This is a genomic window from Billgrantia gudaonensis, assembly GCF_900100195.1.
GTDB lineage: Bacteria > Pseudomonadota > Gammaproteobacteria > Pseudomonadales > Halomonadaceae > Halomonas > Halomonas gudaonensis.
This window is the reverse complement of record NZ_FNES01000028.1, coordinates 1-14,277: the sequence shown is the minus strand read 5'-3', so window position 1 is coordinate 14,277 and position 14,277 is coordinate 1. Positions and strand designations below refer to the sequence as shown.

15 protein-coding genes are annotated in these 14,277 nt (G+C 62.2%); 6 read left to right on the top strand and 9 right to left on the bottom strand.

Annotation, left to right across the window (positions count from 1 at the left end):
• Positions 1–287 (top strand): IS3 family transposase (locus BLP96_RS19275; RefSeq protein WP_143005153.1); only part of this gene is annotated, 287 nt, incomplete at its 5' end.
• A 128-nt stretch (positions 288–415) separates the two neighbouring features.
• Here the strand turns inward: BLP96_RS19275 and BLP96_RS19270 are convergent.
• The 3 genes from BLP96_RS19270 to BLP96_RS19260 all read right to left on the bottom strand — a co-directional run bounded on the left by BLP96_RS19270 (position 416) and on the right by BLP96_RS19260 (position 5,817).
• The gene (locus BLP96_RS19270) at positions 416–1,084 is read right to left on the bottom strand and encodes a DUF4391 domain-containing protein (RefSeq protein ID WP_089689158.1); all 669 of its coding nucleotides are present in this window, start codon (positions 1,082–1,084) and stop codon (positions 416–418) included.
• Complete coding sequence (locus tag BLP96_RS19265; protein ID WP_089689157.1) at positions 1,081–4,449, bottom strand: helicase-related protein; 3,369 nt, start codon at positions 4,447–4,449, stop codon at positions 1,081–1,083. The genes BLP96_RS19270 and BLP96_RS19265 overlap by 4 nt, the downstream gene beginning before the upstream one ends.
• A 138-nt stretch (positions 4,450–4,587) precedes the next feature.
• A complete protein-coding gene (locus BLP96_RS19260) occupies positions 4,588–5,817 on the bottom strand; it encodes a DUF4236 domain-containing protein (RefSeq protein WP_089689156.1) in 1,230 nt (409 codons plus the stop codon).
• Positions 5,818–6,240: 423 nt separating this feature from the next.
• On the opposite strand from BLP96_RS19260, the gene BLP96_RS19255 reads away from it, so the two are divergent.
• The 3 genes from BLP96_RS19255 to BLP96_RS19245 all read left to right on the top strand — a co-directional run bounded on the left by BLP96_RS19255 (position 6,241) and on the right by BLP96_RS19245 (position 7,355).
• Positions 6,241–6,579 carry a toxin gene (locus BLP96_RS19255; protein WP_089689155.1) on the top strand — a complete coding sequence of 113 codons (339 nt, stop codon included), beginning with the start codon at positions 6,241–6,243 and terminating at the stop codon, positions 6,577–6,579.
• 2 nt (positions 6,580–6,581) lie between these two features.
• Complete coding sequence (locus tag BLP96_RS19250) at positions 6,582–6,896, top strand: helix-turn-helix domain-containing protein (protein ID WP_089689154.1); 315 nt, start codon at positions 6,582–6,584, stop codon at positions 6,894–6,896.
• Between the two features lie 66 nt (positions 6,897–6,962).
• Positions 6,963–7,355 (top strand): hypothetical protein, encoded by a 393-nt coding sequence (locus tag BLP96_RS19245; protein ID WP_089689153.1) that lies wholly within the window; start codon positions 6,963–6,965, stop codon positions 7,353–7,355.
• Between the two features lie 20 nt (positions 7,356–7,375).
• Here the strand turns inward: BLP96_RS19245 and BLP96_RS19240 are convergent, their stop codons facing one another.
• Genes BLP96_RS19240 through BLP96_RS19220 form a run of 5 tightly spaced genes read right to left on the bottom strand, consistent with a single transcriptional unit; the run spans position 7,376 to position 12,161 of the window.
• Complete coding sequence (locus BLP96_RS19240; RefSeq protein WP_089689152.1) at positions 7,376–8,908, bottom strand: conjugal transfer protein TraG N-terminal domain-containing protein; 1,533 nt, start codon at positions 8,906–8,908, stop codon at positions 7,376–7,378.
• On the bottom strand, positions 8,908–9,288 hold the full coding sequence (locus tag BLP96_RS19235) for a hypothetical protein (protein WP_089689151.1): 381 nt from the start codon (positions 9,286–9,288) through the stop codon (positions 8,908–8,910). The genes BLP96_RS19240 and BLP96_RS19235 overlap by 1 nt, the downstream gene beginning before the upstream one ends.
• A complete protein-coding gene (locus BLP96_RS19230) occupies positions 9,285–10,766 on the bottom strand; it encodes an integrating conjugative element protein (protein ID WP_089689150.1) in 1,482 nt (493 codons plus the stop codon). The genes BLP96_RS19235 and BLP96_RS19230 overlap by 4 nt, the downstream gene beginning before the upstream one ends.
• A gap of 13 nt (positions 10,767–10,779) precedes the next feature.
• The gene (locus BLP96_RS19225) at positions 10,780–11,730 is read right to left on the bottom strand and encodes a TIGR03756 family integrating conjugative element protein (protein ID WP_089689149.1); all 951 of its coding nucleotides are present in this window, start codon (positions 11,728–11,730) and stop codon (positions 10,780–10,782) included.
• Positions 11,727–12,161, bottom strand: a complete 435-nt coding sequence (locus tag BLP96_RS19220) for a TIGR03757 family integrating conjugative element protein (RefSeq protein ID WP_089689148.1) — start codon at positions 12,159–12,161, stop codon at positions 11,727–11,729. The genes BLP96_RS19225 and BLP96_RS19220 overlap by 4 nt, the downstream gene beginning before the upstream one ends.
• A gap of 232 nt (positions 12,162–12,393) precedes the next feature.
• On the opposite strand from BLP96_RS19220, the gene BLP96_RS19215 reads away from it, so the two are divergent.
• Positions 12,394–12,768, top strand: coding sequence for a histone-like nucleoid-structuring protein, MvaT/MvaU family (locus tag BLP96_RS19215; RefSeq protein WP_089689147.1), 375 nt, complete (start codon positions 12,394–12,396; stop codon positions 12,766–12,768).
• Between the two features lie 429 nt (positions 12,769–13,197).
• On the opposite strand, the gene BLP96_RS19210 is transcribed toward BLP96_RS19215, so the two are convergent.
• Entirely contained in the window at positions 13,198–13,842 is a 645-nt protein-coding gene (locus tag BLP96_RS19210; protein ID WP_089689159.1) for a TetR/AcrR family transcriptional regulator, read from the bottom strand.
• Between the two features lie 147 nt (positions 13,843–13,989).
• On the opposite strand from BLP96_RS19210, the gene BLP96_RS20015 reads away from it, so the two are divergent.
• On the top strand, positions 13,990–14,277 hold a 288-nt coding region (locus BLP96_RS20015; RefSeq protein ID WP_143005058.1), incomplete at its 3' end, for a transposase.

The window sequence follows — 14,277 nt, the reverse complement described above, 5'->3', positions numbered from 1 at the left end:
CGGATCGCGGCAGCCAGTATTGTTCGACCCTGTACCAGTCACTGGTGATCCAGCACGAGCTGAAGTGCAGCATGAGTGCCAAGGGCAATTGCTACGACAACGCGTGCGCCGAGAGCTTCTTCCATAGCCTGAAGGTCGAGGCGATCCATGGCGAGCGTTTCGAGACCCGGGACGCCATGCGGCGGCAAGTGTTCGAGTACATCGAGATGGACTACAACCGGCAGCGCCGGCACAGTGCGATTGGGATGATCAGCCCAGAGGCCTTCGAGGCCCGAGTGATCGCTTAGATCGGTGTCCACGATTGCTGGGTAAGATCAGTTCACGAATCTTGGCGATATTGTTCTGGCTCAGATCAGGGCTGTGCATTTTAAGTTTTTCCATGGCGTCACGTATCTCCAAAACTCTGTGGTCATGATCAGGTGTCATAATCGGCAATTTTATCGCGGATAGAGCGTAGTTCGGCGTTGATCTCGACCTTGCGGTTAAACTGTTTCTCGTTGCACAGGCGCTTCTCGAGCTTGGCGGCGCCTCTCTTGAGGGATTCCAGTGCCTTGAGTCGTTCCAGCTGATCCGGCAGGGCTTCGCCCTGACGCGCCGACGTGGGAAGCAGGCTGCGCAGCAGCTGCTGATAGAGCTGGTTCAGGTCGATGGCCGTGGGCAGCGGCTGCCGCGGCGTCTCAGCTGGCAGCCAGTCGCTGCTAGCATAGTGGTCATCAAGCACCCACTTGCTGGGGTCGGCCTGACTGGGTCGCTTGTAGGCGGCGGTGACACGGATGCCGCGGGCGCCGTGTAGCTCGAACAGGATCGGAAAGGGAATGGCGCGGTCGATTGCCCGCAGCACGTCTCGGTGCAGGTCATCGCCCTTGAGGGTAATCACGAAGACCTGCAGCTCCGGCACGTCATCGGTGCCAGGAAGATTGAGCGTGCTATGGGCGAGCTTGGCATGCCAGGTGATCTGAGTGACATCATCCCGCAGGCGCTCCCTGAGCTTGGCGGTGGCCCGCACATGCGCCAGGATGCGCTGCTTGGCCACCACGCGACCGAGCAGCGTCTTGGCAGGGTACTGGTAGAGGGGTGCTGTCATGGTTCTTTCGTCTCACTTCCCCTGCTGGCCGCATGGTGCTCCCTGCCCGTCTCGGTGGCTGAGCCCGCCTCACGAATGACGATGAAGGTGATCAGCTCGAAGTCGTCGAGCCCTTCGATGGTATCGACCAGCGCCGTGGTCTCGCCACCGCTGAACAGGCTGTCGATGTCCTTATCCTCCTTCACATCGATCATCGAGCGGATGGACTGATCCAGTAACGCCGAATAGGCGTGCATCTCCCGGCCATCCTGGGTTTCCTCATTGAAGGCACGATAGACGGCTTCGACGGGCTCGCTCAGCCCCTTGCACGCAGTACGTGCCAGGTCGAGCAGGCGCTTGACCTCGGTATAGTCGCTGATCACCTCGCCGGTGTGGCTGATGTAGACCAGGTAGAAAGGATGCAGGCGGTTCTGCTGCTGCAGGCCACTCTCTTGGTGACCTACCCGCTGATTGAGGTTGCGCAGGGTGAATATGACACCAGGCTGCAGGCCCTTCTCGGGGCGGGCTGGCACCACGGTATGCAGCCCATTGGGAATACGGCTCAGGTCGCCGTTCTCCTTCATATAGCCCAGCAGGTCCATGCGGAATTCATTCAGGCCCAGGTCGGTGATCGACACGCCAGACTTGAGGTCTTCCATCTCCACCACTTCATCTTGCAGCCGGCGCAGCTGCTCGCGCCGGTAGGCAACATCGTTGGACTGGGCATTGAGCACGTTGTCGTCGCCGGTGGCGGTGACGTCGGCGATCACCATGCGGTTCTCGACGCGCTCCTTGAGATTGATGTACTCGTCCAGACTGATGTCCGGCCAGTAGTTAACCAGCTGGATGCTGGCGTTGGGCGAGCCGATGCGGTCGATGCGCCCGAAGCGCTGGATGATGCGCACCGGGTTCCAGTGGATGTCGTAGTTGATCAGGTAGTCGCAGTCCTGCAGGTTCTGGCCTTCCGAGATGCAGTCGGTCCCGATCAGGATGTCCAGCTCGCGGGGCTCACCTGGGTATACCATGGCCTTGCTCTTGGCCTGCGGGGCGAACAGCGTCAGCAGGCCTTGGAAGTCATAGTGCTGGCGGCTACCCGGCATGGCCCCAAGGGTTGATTTCGGGGCGTCGCTGCCGGTCACCAGGCCGGTGTGCACGCCTTGGCTCTCTAACAGGACCGGCGCCAGGTTGACGTAGAGGTACTTGGCGGTGTCCGCGAAGGCGGTGAAGATCATCACCTTGCGGTTGCCAGGGTTGATCGGCGAGGCCAGCTTGCTGGCAATCTGCGTCTTGAGGTGCTGCAGCTTGGCATCGTCGGACGGGGTGACCTTGGCCATTTCCTCCAGCAGCAGCTCGATCCACACCAGGTCGGTGCTCAGGTCATGCTCCCAGGACGGCAGGTCCATGTCCTCCAGGCTAATCTGGACCTTCTTGCCCACCGTGGTATCGCCCGGCATGGGAATGCTGTCGTCGTCGGGGTCGGCATCTTCGAAGGACGCGGTGATATCCGCGAAGCTCTCCGAACGGCCAGTCTGTTTGAAGGCCGCAATCTTATCCAGGATGGTCTGGTAGCTATCCTGCAGCCCTTCCAGGGTCAGGCGAAACGCCGCCACCGAGCTCTCCAGGCGCTTGAGCAGATTGGTCGTCATCAGGGCCTGAAGGCTCTTCTCCCGGTCCACCTGCCTGAAGCTACCGCCCCCACTGGACACTTCGGTGTCGTACATCTCCTCGTACTTCTTGAGGCGGCTGGGCAGGATGTAGCTGATCGGGGCGTAGACCGAGAGCTTGAGCTGGGACAGCTGCTGAAAGATCTCGTTGAAGCCGATCACGTCGGGCCGATGAGTTAGCGGACAGTGAAACGAGAGCGGCTTGAGTCGCTCCGGGAAACTGCCGATATCGCTGGTGTCGTAGAAGGTTTCGATATGCCGGCGTGAGCGGGCAATGGTGACGCTGTCCAACAGCTCGAAGAAGTCGAAGTCTAGCGCCTGCAGGATGGCACCCGTAGTGCGCTTCTCCGGTGGGAGCGCCGACCACTCGTTGAAGGTGGCCTGGGCACGCCGGAAGATACCCTCGATGTCCTTGGCACCGCTGAGATGGCGTGTAAGGTTCTCGGCTTCGCCTTCGTAGGCCAACGCCAGCTGGTTCTTCAGATCGGTGAAGCGATTATTGACCGGCGTGGCCGAGAGCATCAGCACCTTGGTCTTCACCCCGGCTCGGATCACCTGATTCATCAGCTTCTGGTAGCGAGTCTCGCGATCCTTGTAGACGTCGTTGTTGCGGAAGTTGTGCGACTCGTCGATCACCACCAGGTCGTAGTTGCCCCAGTTGACGCGATCTAGCGGCATGCCGAAGGATTCGCCACGGGTGCGCTGCAGGTCGGTATGGCACAGCACATCGAAGTTCAGGCGGTCCTGGGCCAACACGTTGGTGGTCAGGTTGCGATTGTAGGTCAGCCAGTTGTCGGCGAGCTTCTTGGGGCACAGCACCAACACGGAGCGGTTGCGCAGCTCGTAGTACTTGATGACCGCCAGGGCGGTAAAGGTCTTCCCGAGGCCCACGCTGTCGGCCAGGATGCAGCCGTTGTAGGTCTCCAGCTTGTTGATGACACCCGTGGCCGCGTCGCGCTGGAAGTTGAACAGTTTCTGCCAGATAACGCTGTCCTGGTAGCCGGTGCGGTCGTTGGGCAGCACGTCCTCGCTGATGTCTTCCAGGAACTCGTGGAAGATGTGGTAGAGCATAAGGAAGTAGATCCGCTCTGGCGGGTTCTCCCGGTAGACCGAGGCGATATGCTCACGCAGCCGTTCGGTGACGTCCTCGAGCTTATCCTCGTCCCGCCACAGCTGGTCAAAGAGAGCCATGAACTGGGAGGTGTGCGCTGGCTCGCTGAAGCGAGTGACGAAGTTGGAGACCGCGTTGCCCTGCTGGTAGCCCAGGTCCACCGCCGTGAAGCCCTGCAGGGGCATGTAGACCGTATCGCCGCCTGAGGCTGCAACGCCGGCAAAGGGCTGCATGGCGGCCTGGCCACGGTTGGAGCGAAAGCGGGCCTTACGGCGCATCCAGTCGGCACACTCGCGGGCGATGGCCCGCTGGGTCAGCTTGTTCTTGAGCTGGATCTCGAATTCATTGCCGTGGACGCTGCGTTCGCGCTCCGCCTTGGGGATGTGGAACTCGCGGTGCTCCTTGCGGAACTTGTCGCTGGCCTGGTCCGGGACGAAGGTTGGTGAGGTAAAGATGAACTCGACCGAGTCCAGCGCTTCCAGCTCATCCTTGAGCGCCTCATAGGCGAAGATCGAGAAGCAGGAGGCTGCGATCTTGAGACGGGCACCGGGCCGCAGGGTATCCTTCAGGTCGTCGCCGAGCAGCCGGCTGACGTTGTCGATGATCTCCATGATACGGCTCCCCTGCGGTTCCCTGGCCGCCTAAGGGCGGTCTCGTCATTCTGGTTGAGCAATGGCCTCAAGCTTATAGCAAGGGCTTAGTATCATGAAGCGCAGCGGCTTGGTCACTGACGCACCGTTTCCCGCCCTTCACACCAGCTTGAATGGCTCGATGTCACGGAAGATGCCGGTCTTGGTCATGTCACGGCGCAGCGCGAAAGCCTCCACGGCGGCAACCGGGTCGACCTGATCCAGCTTGTCGAAGTGGATCTTCTCCCACTGGCTGCGGGAGACCTTGACGCTGTAGAGGTACTGATCCCGTTCGCCGCCCGTAGCGGCGTCAGTGACCTGGCGGCAACCCGAAACCCGGGCCTCTTGCACCGTCGGCAAGCGGGCGAAGACGGCTCCCAGCACGCGAAACGCGATCCCGTGGACATGGTCCCGGTAAAGTTTGCGCTGCCGGGTGTCACTCAGCTTGCGTGGCGTCAGCTTTACCTGCTTGGCTGGCATGGTCCAGTAGCGGTCCGGCATCTCGTCCTCGCTCGGGAGGTCGATGTCGACCGCGATGGTGCTCACATCGCTACCGAGGTCGAAGTCGATGGCCGTTTCACGGGGCCAGTCGATCTCCTCCAGCCGCTCGCCCAGGGTCTGCGCCATTGCATCGAGGTCATGCATCACGCCTTCGCTCTCGCGCTGTTGGCGGGCAAACTCTGCCGCATCGTGCTCCGCCTTGCGCCACTCCCAACTACGGTAGGCTTCCTCGAAGACAGCCTGGCGTCGCTGATTCTCCATTGCCACCTGTCGCTTGGCCGGCGGCCACAGCAAATGCCACCAGACAGGCGGACTCAGCTCCGGAGGTGACGGTGGCGCTTCGGTGAAACCCTGGGTGGTGTAACCGTTATGGTGCGGGTGAGGGGCGTCCTCGTGCAGCTTTCCGAGGCGATCAAGGTCGGCGTTGAGACGTTCGCAGTGTTGTGCCAACTGCACACGCAGGGACTCCCTGGCATGCCGCCGCAATACGCGGGCCTCGTCATCCCTCATGGGTGTGCCGTCACCGTGGAAGTAATGGATGCCGCCCTGGGCATCGATCTCGAGCTGCACCGGAAGCGATTCACCCTGTGATAGCAGCGCATCCAGCCCGTCAGCGGGACTGGAACGCCCGGCGCCACCGCTAGATCCAGACACATGGCGGTTCCGGGGGTTGAGCTTCTGCCGATAGCCCAAGCCGGTGCCGGGAATTCCCGCATGGCCGTGCACGCCGCTCGGCCCTACGCTGAGGCTGGCTCCCCTCGGGCCCACCGAGAGGCCGAGACCACGCTTACTCAGGTTGAGTCGAATGCCCGGGGCTAAGGTGATGCGGCGCTGGAAGCGAAAGCCCACGGCGACCTCCTTGTCGGCAAATGCAGTCAGTCCTTCATTCTGCACTGCTGCGAGATCTTGCTGAAGGCGGGGCACCAAAAGCGGCGTAAGAAACAGCAGATTCAGAAGGTTAGCTGGGCTCCTTTCTGCAGCGGTGAAGTTTTCCTTCTAGAGACAGCTGCGGGCTCAGGGTGGCAGTGACCCTGTCGAGCAGCACCGATGCCCCGGAAGCAATCCTTTGCCCTTTCAGCCCTTTGGGGTTCCCCTCTCACTCCTCCCTGCTTTTCCGGGCAAGCCCCTTCCCCTTGATCTCCCCTTCCCTTCCACCTTTCTACCCTTTGGCCTTTTCACCTTTTACTGATGTAATACCGCTAGGCTGACCATCCTGCGCGCTTGACATTCTCTGGCGCTGCAGCAAAACTATACGCAATCTACGTACACTTTATGAAAGCAATTTTTGTCGAGCTGCCGGCCTTCGAGCGGCATCGCTCCACCTACTTCGACGACGTCGCGTTTCGTGCCTTCCAGAGTTTCTTGCTCAAGAACCCCGCGGCCGGTGACGTCATCCAGGGAACAGGAGGGCTGCGCAAGGTCCGGTTCAGCGACCCCAAGCGGCAGAAGGGCAAACGGGGCGGTGTTCGCATCATCTACTACTGGTGGCTGGGTGGCTCCCAATTCTGGTTGTTCACCTTGTACGACAAGGATTCACAGGATGACCTGACGCCAGCCCAGCGCAAGACCCTGAAACAGCTGCTGGATGCGGAGCTCAACGCGAGGACATGACCATGGGCCGCAACATCTTTGACGAACTCGTCGAGGGCTTTGATGCTCTGGCGGATGAGCGCAAAGGCAAGCGCACGCTGCGCTCTCACTCCGTAGCACTGGAGGAGGTTCCCGACGTCACAGCCAGCGAGCTCATCGAGCTACGGGAACGGCTGCATATGTCTCGCCCGGTATTCGCCATGTATCTCCGCACCAACGCCAGGACGCTGGAGAACTGGGAGCAAGGCCGCGCAAAGCCCAACGCTCAGGCCAAGACCCTCATCCGCCTGGTCCAGAAGTATCCTGAGACCATCGAACACCTCGCATCCCTCGGCTGAGCCCACTGGAGCTTCCCCCTTGCGAGGTCTATGCTAGAGAGCTGATGTACCAAGGGAGGGACGCCCATGGCTTTGAAATCACTTCTGGCCCGTGCCGGCAGCGCTGGCCGCCAGGCTGCTCAGAAGGCCCGCCACGGGGGGCAACAGGATGGCTGGTCCGATGGCTGGCATACCCAGACGAGCACGGCGGACTCGCTGCGCAAGCTGCGCGACTCAGCTACTGGCATGGCCAAGTCAACCGCTCAGACCGCCACCACCCAGGAAGGGTGGCGGCGCATCGCCCGTGGGGCCGGCAAGATAGTCGGCGGTGCCGCCATGGTGGCCGGGGGTGTAGCTCAGGGGATGCTGCAGCACACCTCGGCAAGCGAAGACAGTGAGGATGTGCCAGACCATCTTCGCTACGGTCCTGGCTCCAGCGATCCAGGCGGGTCTCCGTACTCATCTGACCCAGAGTACTGAGAGCTCGGGGTAACCACTGGTCAGGACCTGGACTGAATCTTGTCTCCTCCCTGCTTTCCTGCGCCCTGAGCCGTCTTCCCACCACCGTCGCCGATACCTCTTGCGAGCTCGCTTCCGACCTTCATCCCTGCCCAGCCCAACACCGCCACCCATAAGGTCGGCAGCACCAGAAACATCATCCCCTCCACGAACTGCAGCACCATGCGGTCATAGAGGTTGTTAGCGGCGGAGAGCCAGCTCAGCTTGGCGGCATCGCTGCGGTAGAGCAGATCCACCAGGTTCGCGTTGATCCAGCGGGCGAGCTCCCACCAGAAGGTCAGGAACCACATGGCGAACAGCCCGAAGGTGGCCATGCCGGCGACCTTGAAGCTGTAGCTGGAGATGACCATCACGAACGGCAGGCAGATGATGATGGCCATCACCAGGATGCCCTGCACCATCGGCAGCGCCTGCTTGAGCATGTCCATGCCGGCCTGGAAGGGCAGGATCGACAGGGTGCCGCCAATGGCGGAGCCGGCTGTGACGGTGGCATCCCAGAAGCTGCTGCCGCCATCCAGGCCGCGAAAGCCCACCACGGCCTGATCGAGGTTGCCGCTGGCCGCACCCGAGCGGGGGCTGACCAGGCGCCGGATCACGTAGTCCTCGGCCTCGCTGCTGGTGAAGACGCTGCGGAAGTCATCCCAGAATCCTGTGCTCACCTCGTCATGCAGCCGGGACCTCAGGCCTACGTTCTCCGCTGACCACCACTCCTGGCAGGAGGGATAGCCGGGCAGGCCGGGGCCGGTGTTGGGCCGGGAGACATCCCGGTCGGCATCGTAGGGGAAGCCGGCGATGGGCCGCCCGGCGTAGAAGCTGTCGTAGTAGCCAGGGGTGGTCTGGAAGTAGTTCGAGCCGATCCAGTCCACGTCCATGGCGCGGGTCGCTTCGATGGCACCACCCTCCTGCAGCAGGCGGTTGCGCGCCGGGCCGAAGCACTGTCGCTGAAATTCGCCCACCTCCTGCTCCAGCCCGGGATCCTCGATGGTGTGCAGGTCCAGCTCCATGCGGATGGACTCGAAGTCCGTCGAGCAGGGAATGGCGTGGATCGCCGCAGCGGTGAGCCCGTGGGACACCGCATGCACCCCCGCCCACCACAGCGGAATCCTCGCCTGCTGGCCACCGATCGAACTCTCGGTCGCGCCGAACGCCCCCTCGGACCAGCCGCCGGCGGCGAACTGGCGGGTGCCGCACTCCAGCGAGCGGCTCTCGTCGATATCGGCGGTGGCCAGCTGGACCTGCAGCAGCGGCAGGCAGGTGAAGGCGTAGGCCAGGATCATGGCGTAGAGCCGGGTCTCGATGCGGTTCACCGTGAGGATGCCCTTGGTCCCCGCCTCGTCGCCCTCCTGCCGGGCCTTGAACCACTCGGAGAGCACCAGGGTAATGAACGGCACCGCGGCGATGCCGGTGCCGACCATGACGTTCCAGATAGCGTTGTTGATGATCCAGCCCAGCAGCGTCATGGCGTTGGCGAAGTAGTCGAACACCACCAGCGGCGCGGTTAGCGGGCCTCCCATCAGGCACCTCCCAGCTGGTTGATCAGGTTGGTGACTTCCAGCAGGACCAGGATGCCCAGGGCCATCAGCTCGAGCCGTCGGAGCTTGGCAAGCGCCTGGCGCCCGTCGTCGCGGTCTCGGCGCAGCCGCGCCACCGCCCGGGGGCGCACCTTGCGCCACCAGACCAGGGCCAGCGCGGCGTAGAGGCTCAGCCGCCAAGCCAGCAGCCACGGCCAGGCGGCCTGCCAGGCGCTATGGTGGGCCTCGATCCCACCCAGCAGCCGCACGCTGATGGCCAGAATGGCACCGCTCAGCAGGAACATGACGACCAGCACCACCATGGCGACCAGCAGCGACGGCCAGCGGGCCGGATTAATCCAGGAGAAAGCCCGTCGTGTCATCCGTCGCCGCCCTCCTCACCGGCTGGGCGTCCGCGGCCGTCCAGGGCCGCATCCGGCCGGAAGGTCTCGCCCTGAGAGGCTCCCTGGCTGCGCCGGGAAGCGCGCTCCAAGGCGATGCCGGCAGCGCTGTTGCCCAGCGCCTGGCGGATCTCCATCTCGGAGCGCAGCGACTCGATATCCCGATCCAGGGCCACCAGCTTGCGATCCAGTGCCGACATGCCCTGCTCGTTGTCGGCGATGCCCGGGTCACTGCTGCCGGCCAGCAGCAGCCGACGCGCCCACAGCGCCTTGGTCAGCGTCCTGGCCAGGGCCATCTCACCGCTCAGGCGATGGATCAGCAGCGAGGCCTCGGGGTCGCTGCGCAGCGACTCGATCACCCCGCGGGAGACGGTCAGGCCGTCGCCGGCGGAGACCTGGCGCAGGTTCTCCGGGGTCAGCGGCTCGCTGCCGTCGACCAGCCCCAGAAGCAGCCCGTAGACCTCCTGCTGCTCACGCTCCAGCTCGCGCACCAGACCACTGCCGGCCTGAGTCTCGCTGCGCTCGCAGCCGTCGCAGGTGCGAATCGACTGCTCGCCGATCACCGTCTGAGTCCATTCGGCGGCCTCTTCCGGGCTCTGCCAGACCGTGCACATGCCGCCCAGGCAGCTCCCTGACCCACTGCCTGACCCTGAGCCGCCGGAACCGCTTCCGCCGGAAGCCCCAGCCAGCCCACCGCCGCCGATCCAGGTGCCCTCGTTGGTGGCCACCGATCCCCAGCCGCCACCGCCGCCGGCGATGGGAGCCGTGCTGGTGGTATCGCTACGCCCGTGCAGCAGGTTGTAGCCGGCGCGGGCGGTGTCCTCGACCACACGAATCGGCTTCTGGCCGCTGCCTCCGCGACGCTGGCCGCCCACCCAGGTCACGCCCTGGTTGCCGCCAGACTGGTCGACCTGCTCCTGCGCCGCGACGACGTCGGCGTTGGTCTGTGCCGCGCTCTGCCAGCTCTCGGCCATGGCCATCTGCTGCCATCCCTGACCGGTGACCATGTCGGCCATGCGCTCGGACATCTGGCGGCAGGACATGGAAGCCCGGTCGAAGTCGACCCGCCCCTGCAGCACGCCATTGCTTAGCAGGTCATAGAGCCCCGGGTTGGCCCGCTGGATGACCATAGCGGGCAGCGAGGCCACGGCACCCTGAGCGTTCTGGACGACCTGCCCCATCAGGTTCTGGAAGCCGTCGGTGACGCCGTTGAGCTGGTTGGAGACCGTGGCGCCGATATCGAAGTTGCCGCAGGTGGCATTCATGTTCCAGCTGATGCCGATACCCCGGCTGTTTGGGTTGTAGCCCCGGCCAGCGGAGACGCTGAAGGGAGAGGCGCCGCCGATCTGGTAGTAGAGCGCGTCGGCGGATTGCGCCGAGGCCTGGGTAGACAACAGCCCCACCACCAGGGCGCCGGCCAGAGGCGTGAGGGTGAAGCGTCGGGTGCGAGATCCTTTCATCGGCTTCTCTCCTTCAGGGGGCGGCATAGAGCAGGGTCTGGCCGCGGCGCTGACAGCAGCGATAGGGGCGCCACAGCGACCAGGCGTAGTCACCGCCCGTGTCCAGACGATCATCATAGGTGTCGGTGATGCCGCGGTCCGGCCACACCCGGCAGGCGCTGCTCATGTTGGGCGTCAGGCGCTGCCAGCGATGGGTCGAGGCATCGCCCTCCTTGACCGGCCCGGGGGGCCAGTAGCCGTCGCGGCTGGCGGCGACCAGCGGCGTGTAGACGTGGGGCTGCCCGGTGCGGGTGACGACATCGGCGGAGCGCTGGGCAGTGGTCGCCGCGGTCTTGTAATCATGCACCTGGGTCAGGAAGCCGCTGCGCGGGTAGAGGTTGCCCCACAGGTCGCCGGGCTGGCCCAGCTCACGCATGCCGGGCATGAGTGCCTCGGGGTAGAGCGACTCGGGAATGCCGCTGCGCCACGCCAGGGCGTCCAGGGTCGAGAGGTGGTAGGGCTGGAAAGGCGTCGCTGCCCCGGCGCAGGTCATGCCGAAGGCGTTGGCGAAGCTGCTGAAGGCCTCGCCGGCCGGGTGGCCGATGGCTTCCACGTTCTTGAAGCGCAGGTGCTCGTGCCGAGCCCGGTTGGCATCGGACGTGCTCTGCCCACCGGCCAGCGCCTCACCCAGAGGCGGCGACAGCGCCGCCACCTCCCACCAGGGGTTATCACCCGTGTTCTCGTAGCTGGAGACCACCAGCTCGGGGACGTAGTGGCGAACCTGCACCGAGGTGCGGATCGAGCAGCCCGACCAGGAGCAGTTGAGCCAGACGCAGATGCCGATGACCTGGTAGTCCAGGCACTGGGTGGAGAGCGACGAGGCAACGATCTGCGGCGTCGTCAGCGCCTCGGCAGGCTTCTCCACCACACCCAGGCTCAGCAGCGCACCGCCCAGCACAGCCCCAACCGTCTTGAAGGGCCTCATCGGCGGCCCTCCTGCCCCATTATCCGCTCGGCTTCTCTCAGCGCCTCAGCCACATCCGGCTGGCCGTAGATCACATAACGGCCATCTATCACCACGGCGGGGACTTTCTCGACACCCAGCTGCCAGGCCCTGACCAAGCCGAGATAACTATCGGCATAGCGGTCGGCCGTCTCTTGCCACTCATTGTTCGCCATGCGCTCTCGCATAAGGCCCTCCGCGACTTCAGGGTCTGCAGGCAGATCTTGCGACAGCGAAGCATCCAAACGCCCAGGCGCATCGAGCTCTAAAACCGCCACGCCTGAGGGCACATTGACGGCCGGCTCCCCGGCAGTGGTAAAGACCTCGACGGCAGGCTCAGCGAGTGCGGAACCCGCCAGGCAGGCGGATAGCCCGAAAGCAGCCAGCCAGCGGCGCGGGTGGTGTCTCTCCATGCTTGCCACTCCAGTAAATCAAGGAACTGACACAGCATTGCCGAGACCAGCAGGGACAGCATCAAGAAATGTTAATTCGGTTGTGAGAAGTTTCCTGACCCAGCGTCACAGTCGCGAAGAAGACTTTATCCCTGAAGTCAAAAATATCTTCGCTTAACTGACAAGTAACATTGATTCATGCCGAAATTGACACCATAATGTTTCCTAACAATCACCCACCACGAGGAACATCATGTCCATTCTCAGCACCTATATGCAGAAGGAACAGCAGCTCAAGCAGCTTCAGGAAGAGCTCGACAAGCTGAAGAACGACGACCGCCTCAAAGCCGAGCTGGAGTTCAGGGACAAGCTCGAAGACTTGATGCGTGAGTTCGACAAGTCAGCCGCCGACGTCATCAAGCTGCTGGACCCGACGCCGACCGCCAACAAGACCTCCAGCAGCACCAAGAGCACCGGTCGCGCCAAGCGCAAGCTGAAGATCTACAAGAACCCGAACACCGGCGAAGTCGTCGAGACCCGCGGCGGCAATCAGAAGACACTGAAGGCGTGGAAGGATGAGTTCGGTGCAGATATCGTGGATGGGTGGCTGGTGAAGACGGAAGACTAAATATTTCTCGCTGTAGCGTACCGATTTTCTCGGAGACCCGTTGGTTTGAGTCAGGCCGCCTTCTTGGCCTGACCCTGTTGCTCATAATACAGCGCTTCTCGCTCGGCCGGTGGCATGCTGCCGATCGGCTCAAGAAGCCGCCGGTGATTGAGTCAGTCGCCCTATGCCAGGGTACTTTCCTCACCCACCAGTGAGGTGCAATGACACCGGTAAACAGCGGGGGAAACTCCATTCCATTGGTTGATTTTTAAAACGAATCGAAATTACAAAAAACTTGCAAGATCACGATTTTAAACAGAACCTTTACTTGCACACGAACAACGAAAAGCCCAGAATGGAGAGATAGGCTATCTGATCACAATCACATGATTCTTAATTTCTACCGACAAAAAATTACAATAGTAGAAATACAGAATATCGCCGCCTTAGTCACAACCTCGACACATCCGACGCCAGTGTGGAAGTCGGCTTGGCTGCAATAGAACGACAAATCAGTTCGGACATGGCATAAGCCAGCTGAGCACTATTCCAGTCCCCCTCGTTGGAGAACCATTTCGGAACCCAGTTGACAGCCCCGAAAATGGCGAAAATGGCGAGCTTGGGGTCACAAGAGATAATACTGCCGTCGGCTATTCCCTCGCGCACTAACTCACGAAGCCCTTCCTCGAACCGATCTCGTTTATCTACAATGGCAGCCCTCTGCTCCGGCTGCAAGGCGTGTTCCTCGGTCAAAATGACACAACGATTTAATTCGCTGAGCGTAGACTCCAGATAGCCACGAATAGTAGCTTTCAGCTTATCAAACCCCGTACCAGGACCCTGCTTAGCCTGCTCCAGGCTCTCGAAAGCCACCTGCAATACATGCTCGAAGGCGGCAGCCAACAAGGCGTGCTTGTTCGGGAAGTAATAATAGAGCGCGGCCTTGGTCACCCCAAGGCTCTTGCCGATATCTTCCATGGATGTGGCGTGAAAGCCCTTCTGGTTAAAGGCGCTCACCGCCTCGCGAAGCAGAGCATCACGCTTGGCCTGATACAGTTGATCCCGGTTGGGAACGGTGTTCTTCCAAGTGGCCAAGTTCAAAGGTCCCCGTAATATTGATCCCTGACAGCCGCCCCCGCGGCGACTGACTATCGGGTAAGTTTATCAAATGATGGGGCGAGGCGCTAAACTCCCCTATGCGTCAACGTAGTTGTCACCTAAACGGATTGAGAGGTGATCAACATGCGTTACCCCGCAGAGCGTAAGGAAGCCATCCTCAAGAAGATGGCGCCGCCGATGAGCATAACCATCCCGGAACTGGCCGAGCAGGAAGGCATCACCGCGACAACCCTCTACAATTGGCGGAAACAGGCCAGAGCACGAGGACAGGTTTTGCCATCACGTTCGAACGAGCCCGACCAGTGGACCAGCCAGGAGAAATTCCAGATCGTCCTGGAGACGGCCCCGATGAACGAGGCCGAACTCAGCGCCTATTGCCGCGAGCGTGGGCTCTACCCCGAGCAGGTGGAG

What these genes read in the sequence shown, in the direction of transcription:
- BLP96_RS19270 (WP_089689158.1), bottom strand. Translation starts at nt 1,084, where the DNA reads ATGACAGCACCCCTCTACCAGTACCCTGCCAAGACGCTGCTCGGTCGC.
- BLP96_RS19265 (WP_089689157.1), bottom strand. Translation starts at nt 4,449, where the DNA reads ATGGAGATCATCGACAACGTCAGCCGGCTGCTCGGCGACGACCTGAAG.
- BLP96_RS19255 (WP_089689155.1), top strand. Translation starts at nt 6,241, where the DNA reads ATGAAAGCAATTTTTGTCGAGCTGCCGGCCTTCGAGCGGCATCGCTCC.
- BLP96_RS19250 (WP_089689154.1), top strand. Translation starts at nt 6,582, where the DNA reads ATGGGCCGCAACATCTTTGACGAACTCGTCGAGGGCTTTGATGCTCTG.
- BLP96_RS19245 (WP_089689153.1), top strand. Translation starts at nt 6,963, where the DNA reads ATGGCTTTGAAATCACTTCTGGCCCGTGCCGGCAGCGCTGGCCGCCAG.
- BLP96_RS19240 (WP_089689152.1), bottom strand. Translation starts at nt 8,908, where the DNA reads ATGGGAGGCCCGCTAACCGCGCCGCTGGTGGTGTTCGACTACTTCGCC.
- BLP96_RS19235 (WP_089689151.1), bottom strand. Translation starts at nt 9,288, where the DNA reads ATGACACGACGGGCTTTCTCCTGGATTAATCCGGCCCGCTGGCCGTCG.
- BLP96_RS19230 (WP_089689150.1), bottom strand. Translation starts at nt 10,766, where the DNA reads ATGAAAGGATCTCGCACCCGACGCTTCACCCTCACGCCTCTGGCCGGC.
- BLP96_RS19225 (WP_089689149.1), bottom strand. Translation starts at nt 11,730, where the DNA reads ATGAGGCCCTTCAAGACGGTTGGGGCTGTGCTGGGCGGTGCGCTGCTG.
- BLP96_RS19220 (WP_089689148.1), bottom strand. Translation starts at nt 12,161, where the DNA reads ATGGAGAGACACCACCCGCGCCGCTGGCTGGCTGCTTTCGGGCTATCC.
- BLP96_RS19215 (WP_089689147.1), top strand. Translation starts at nt 12,394, where the DNA reads ATGTCCATTCTCAGCACCTATATGCAGAAGGAACAGCAGCTCAAGCAG.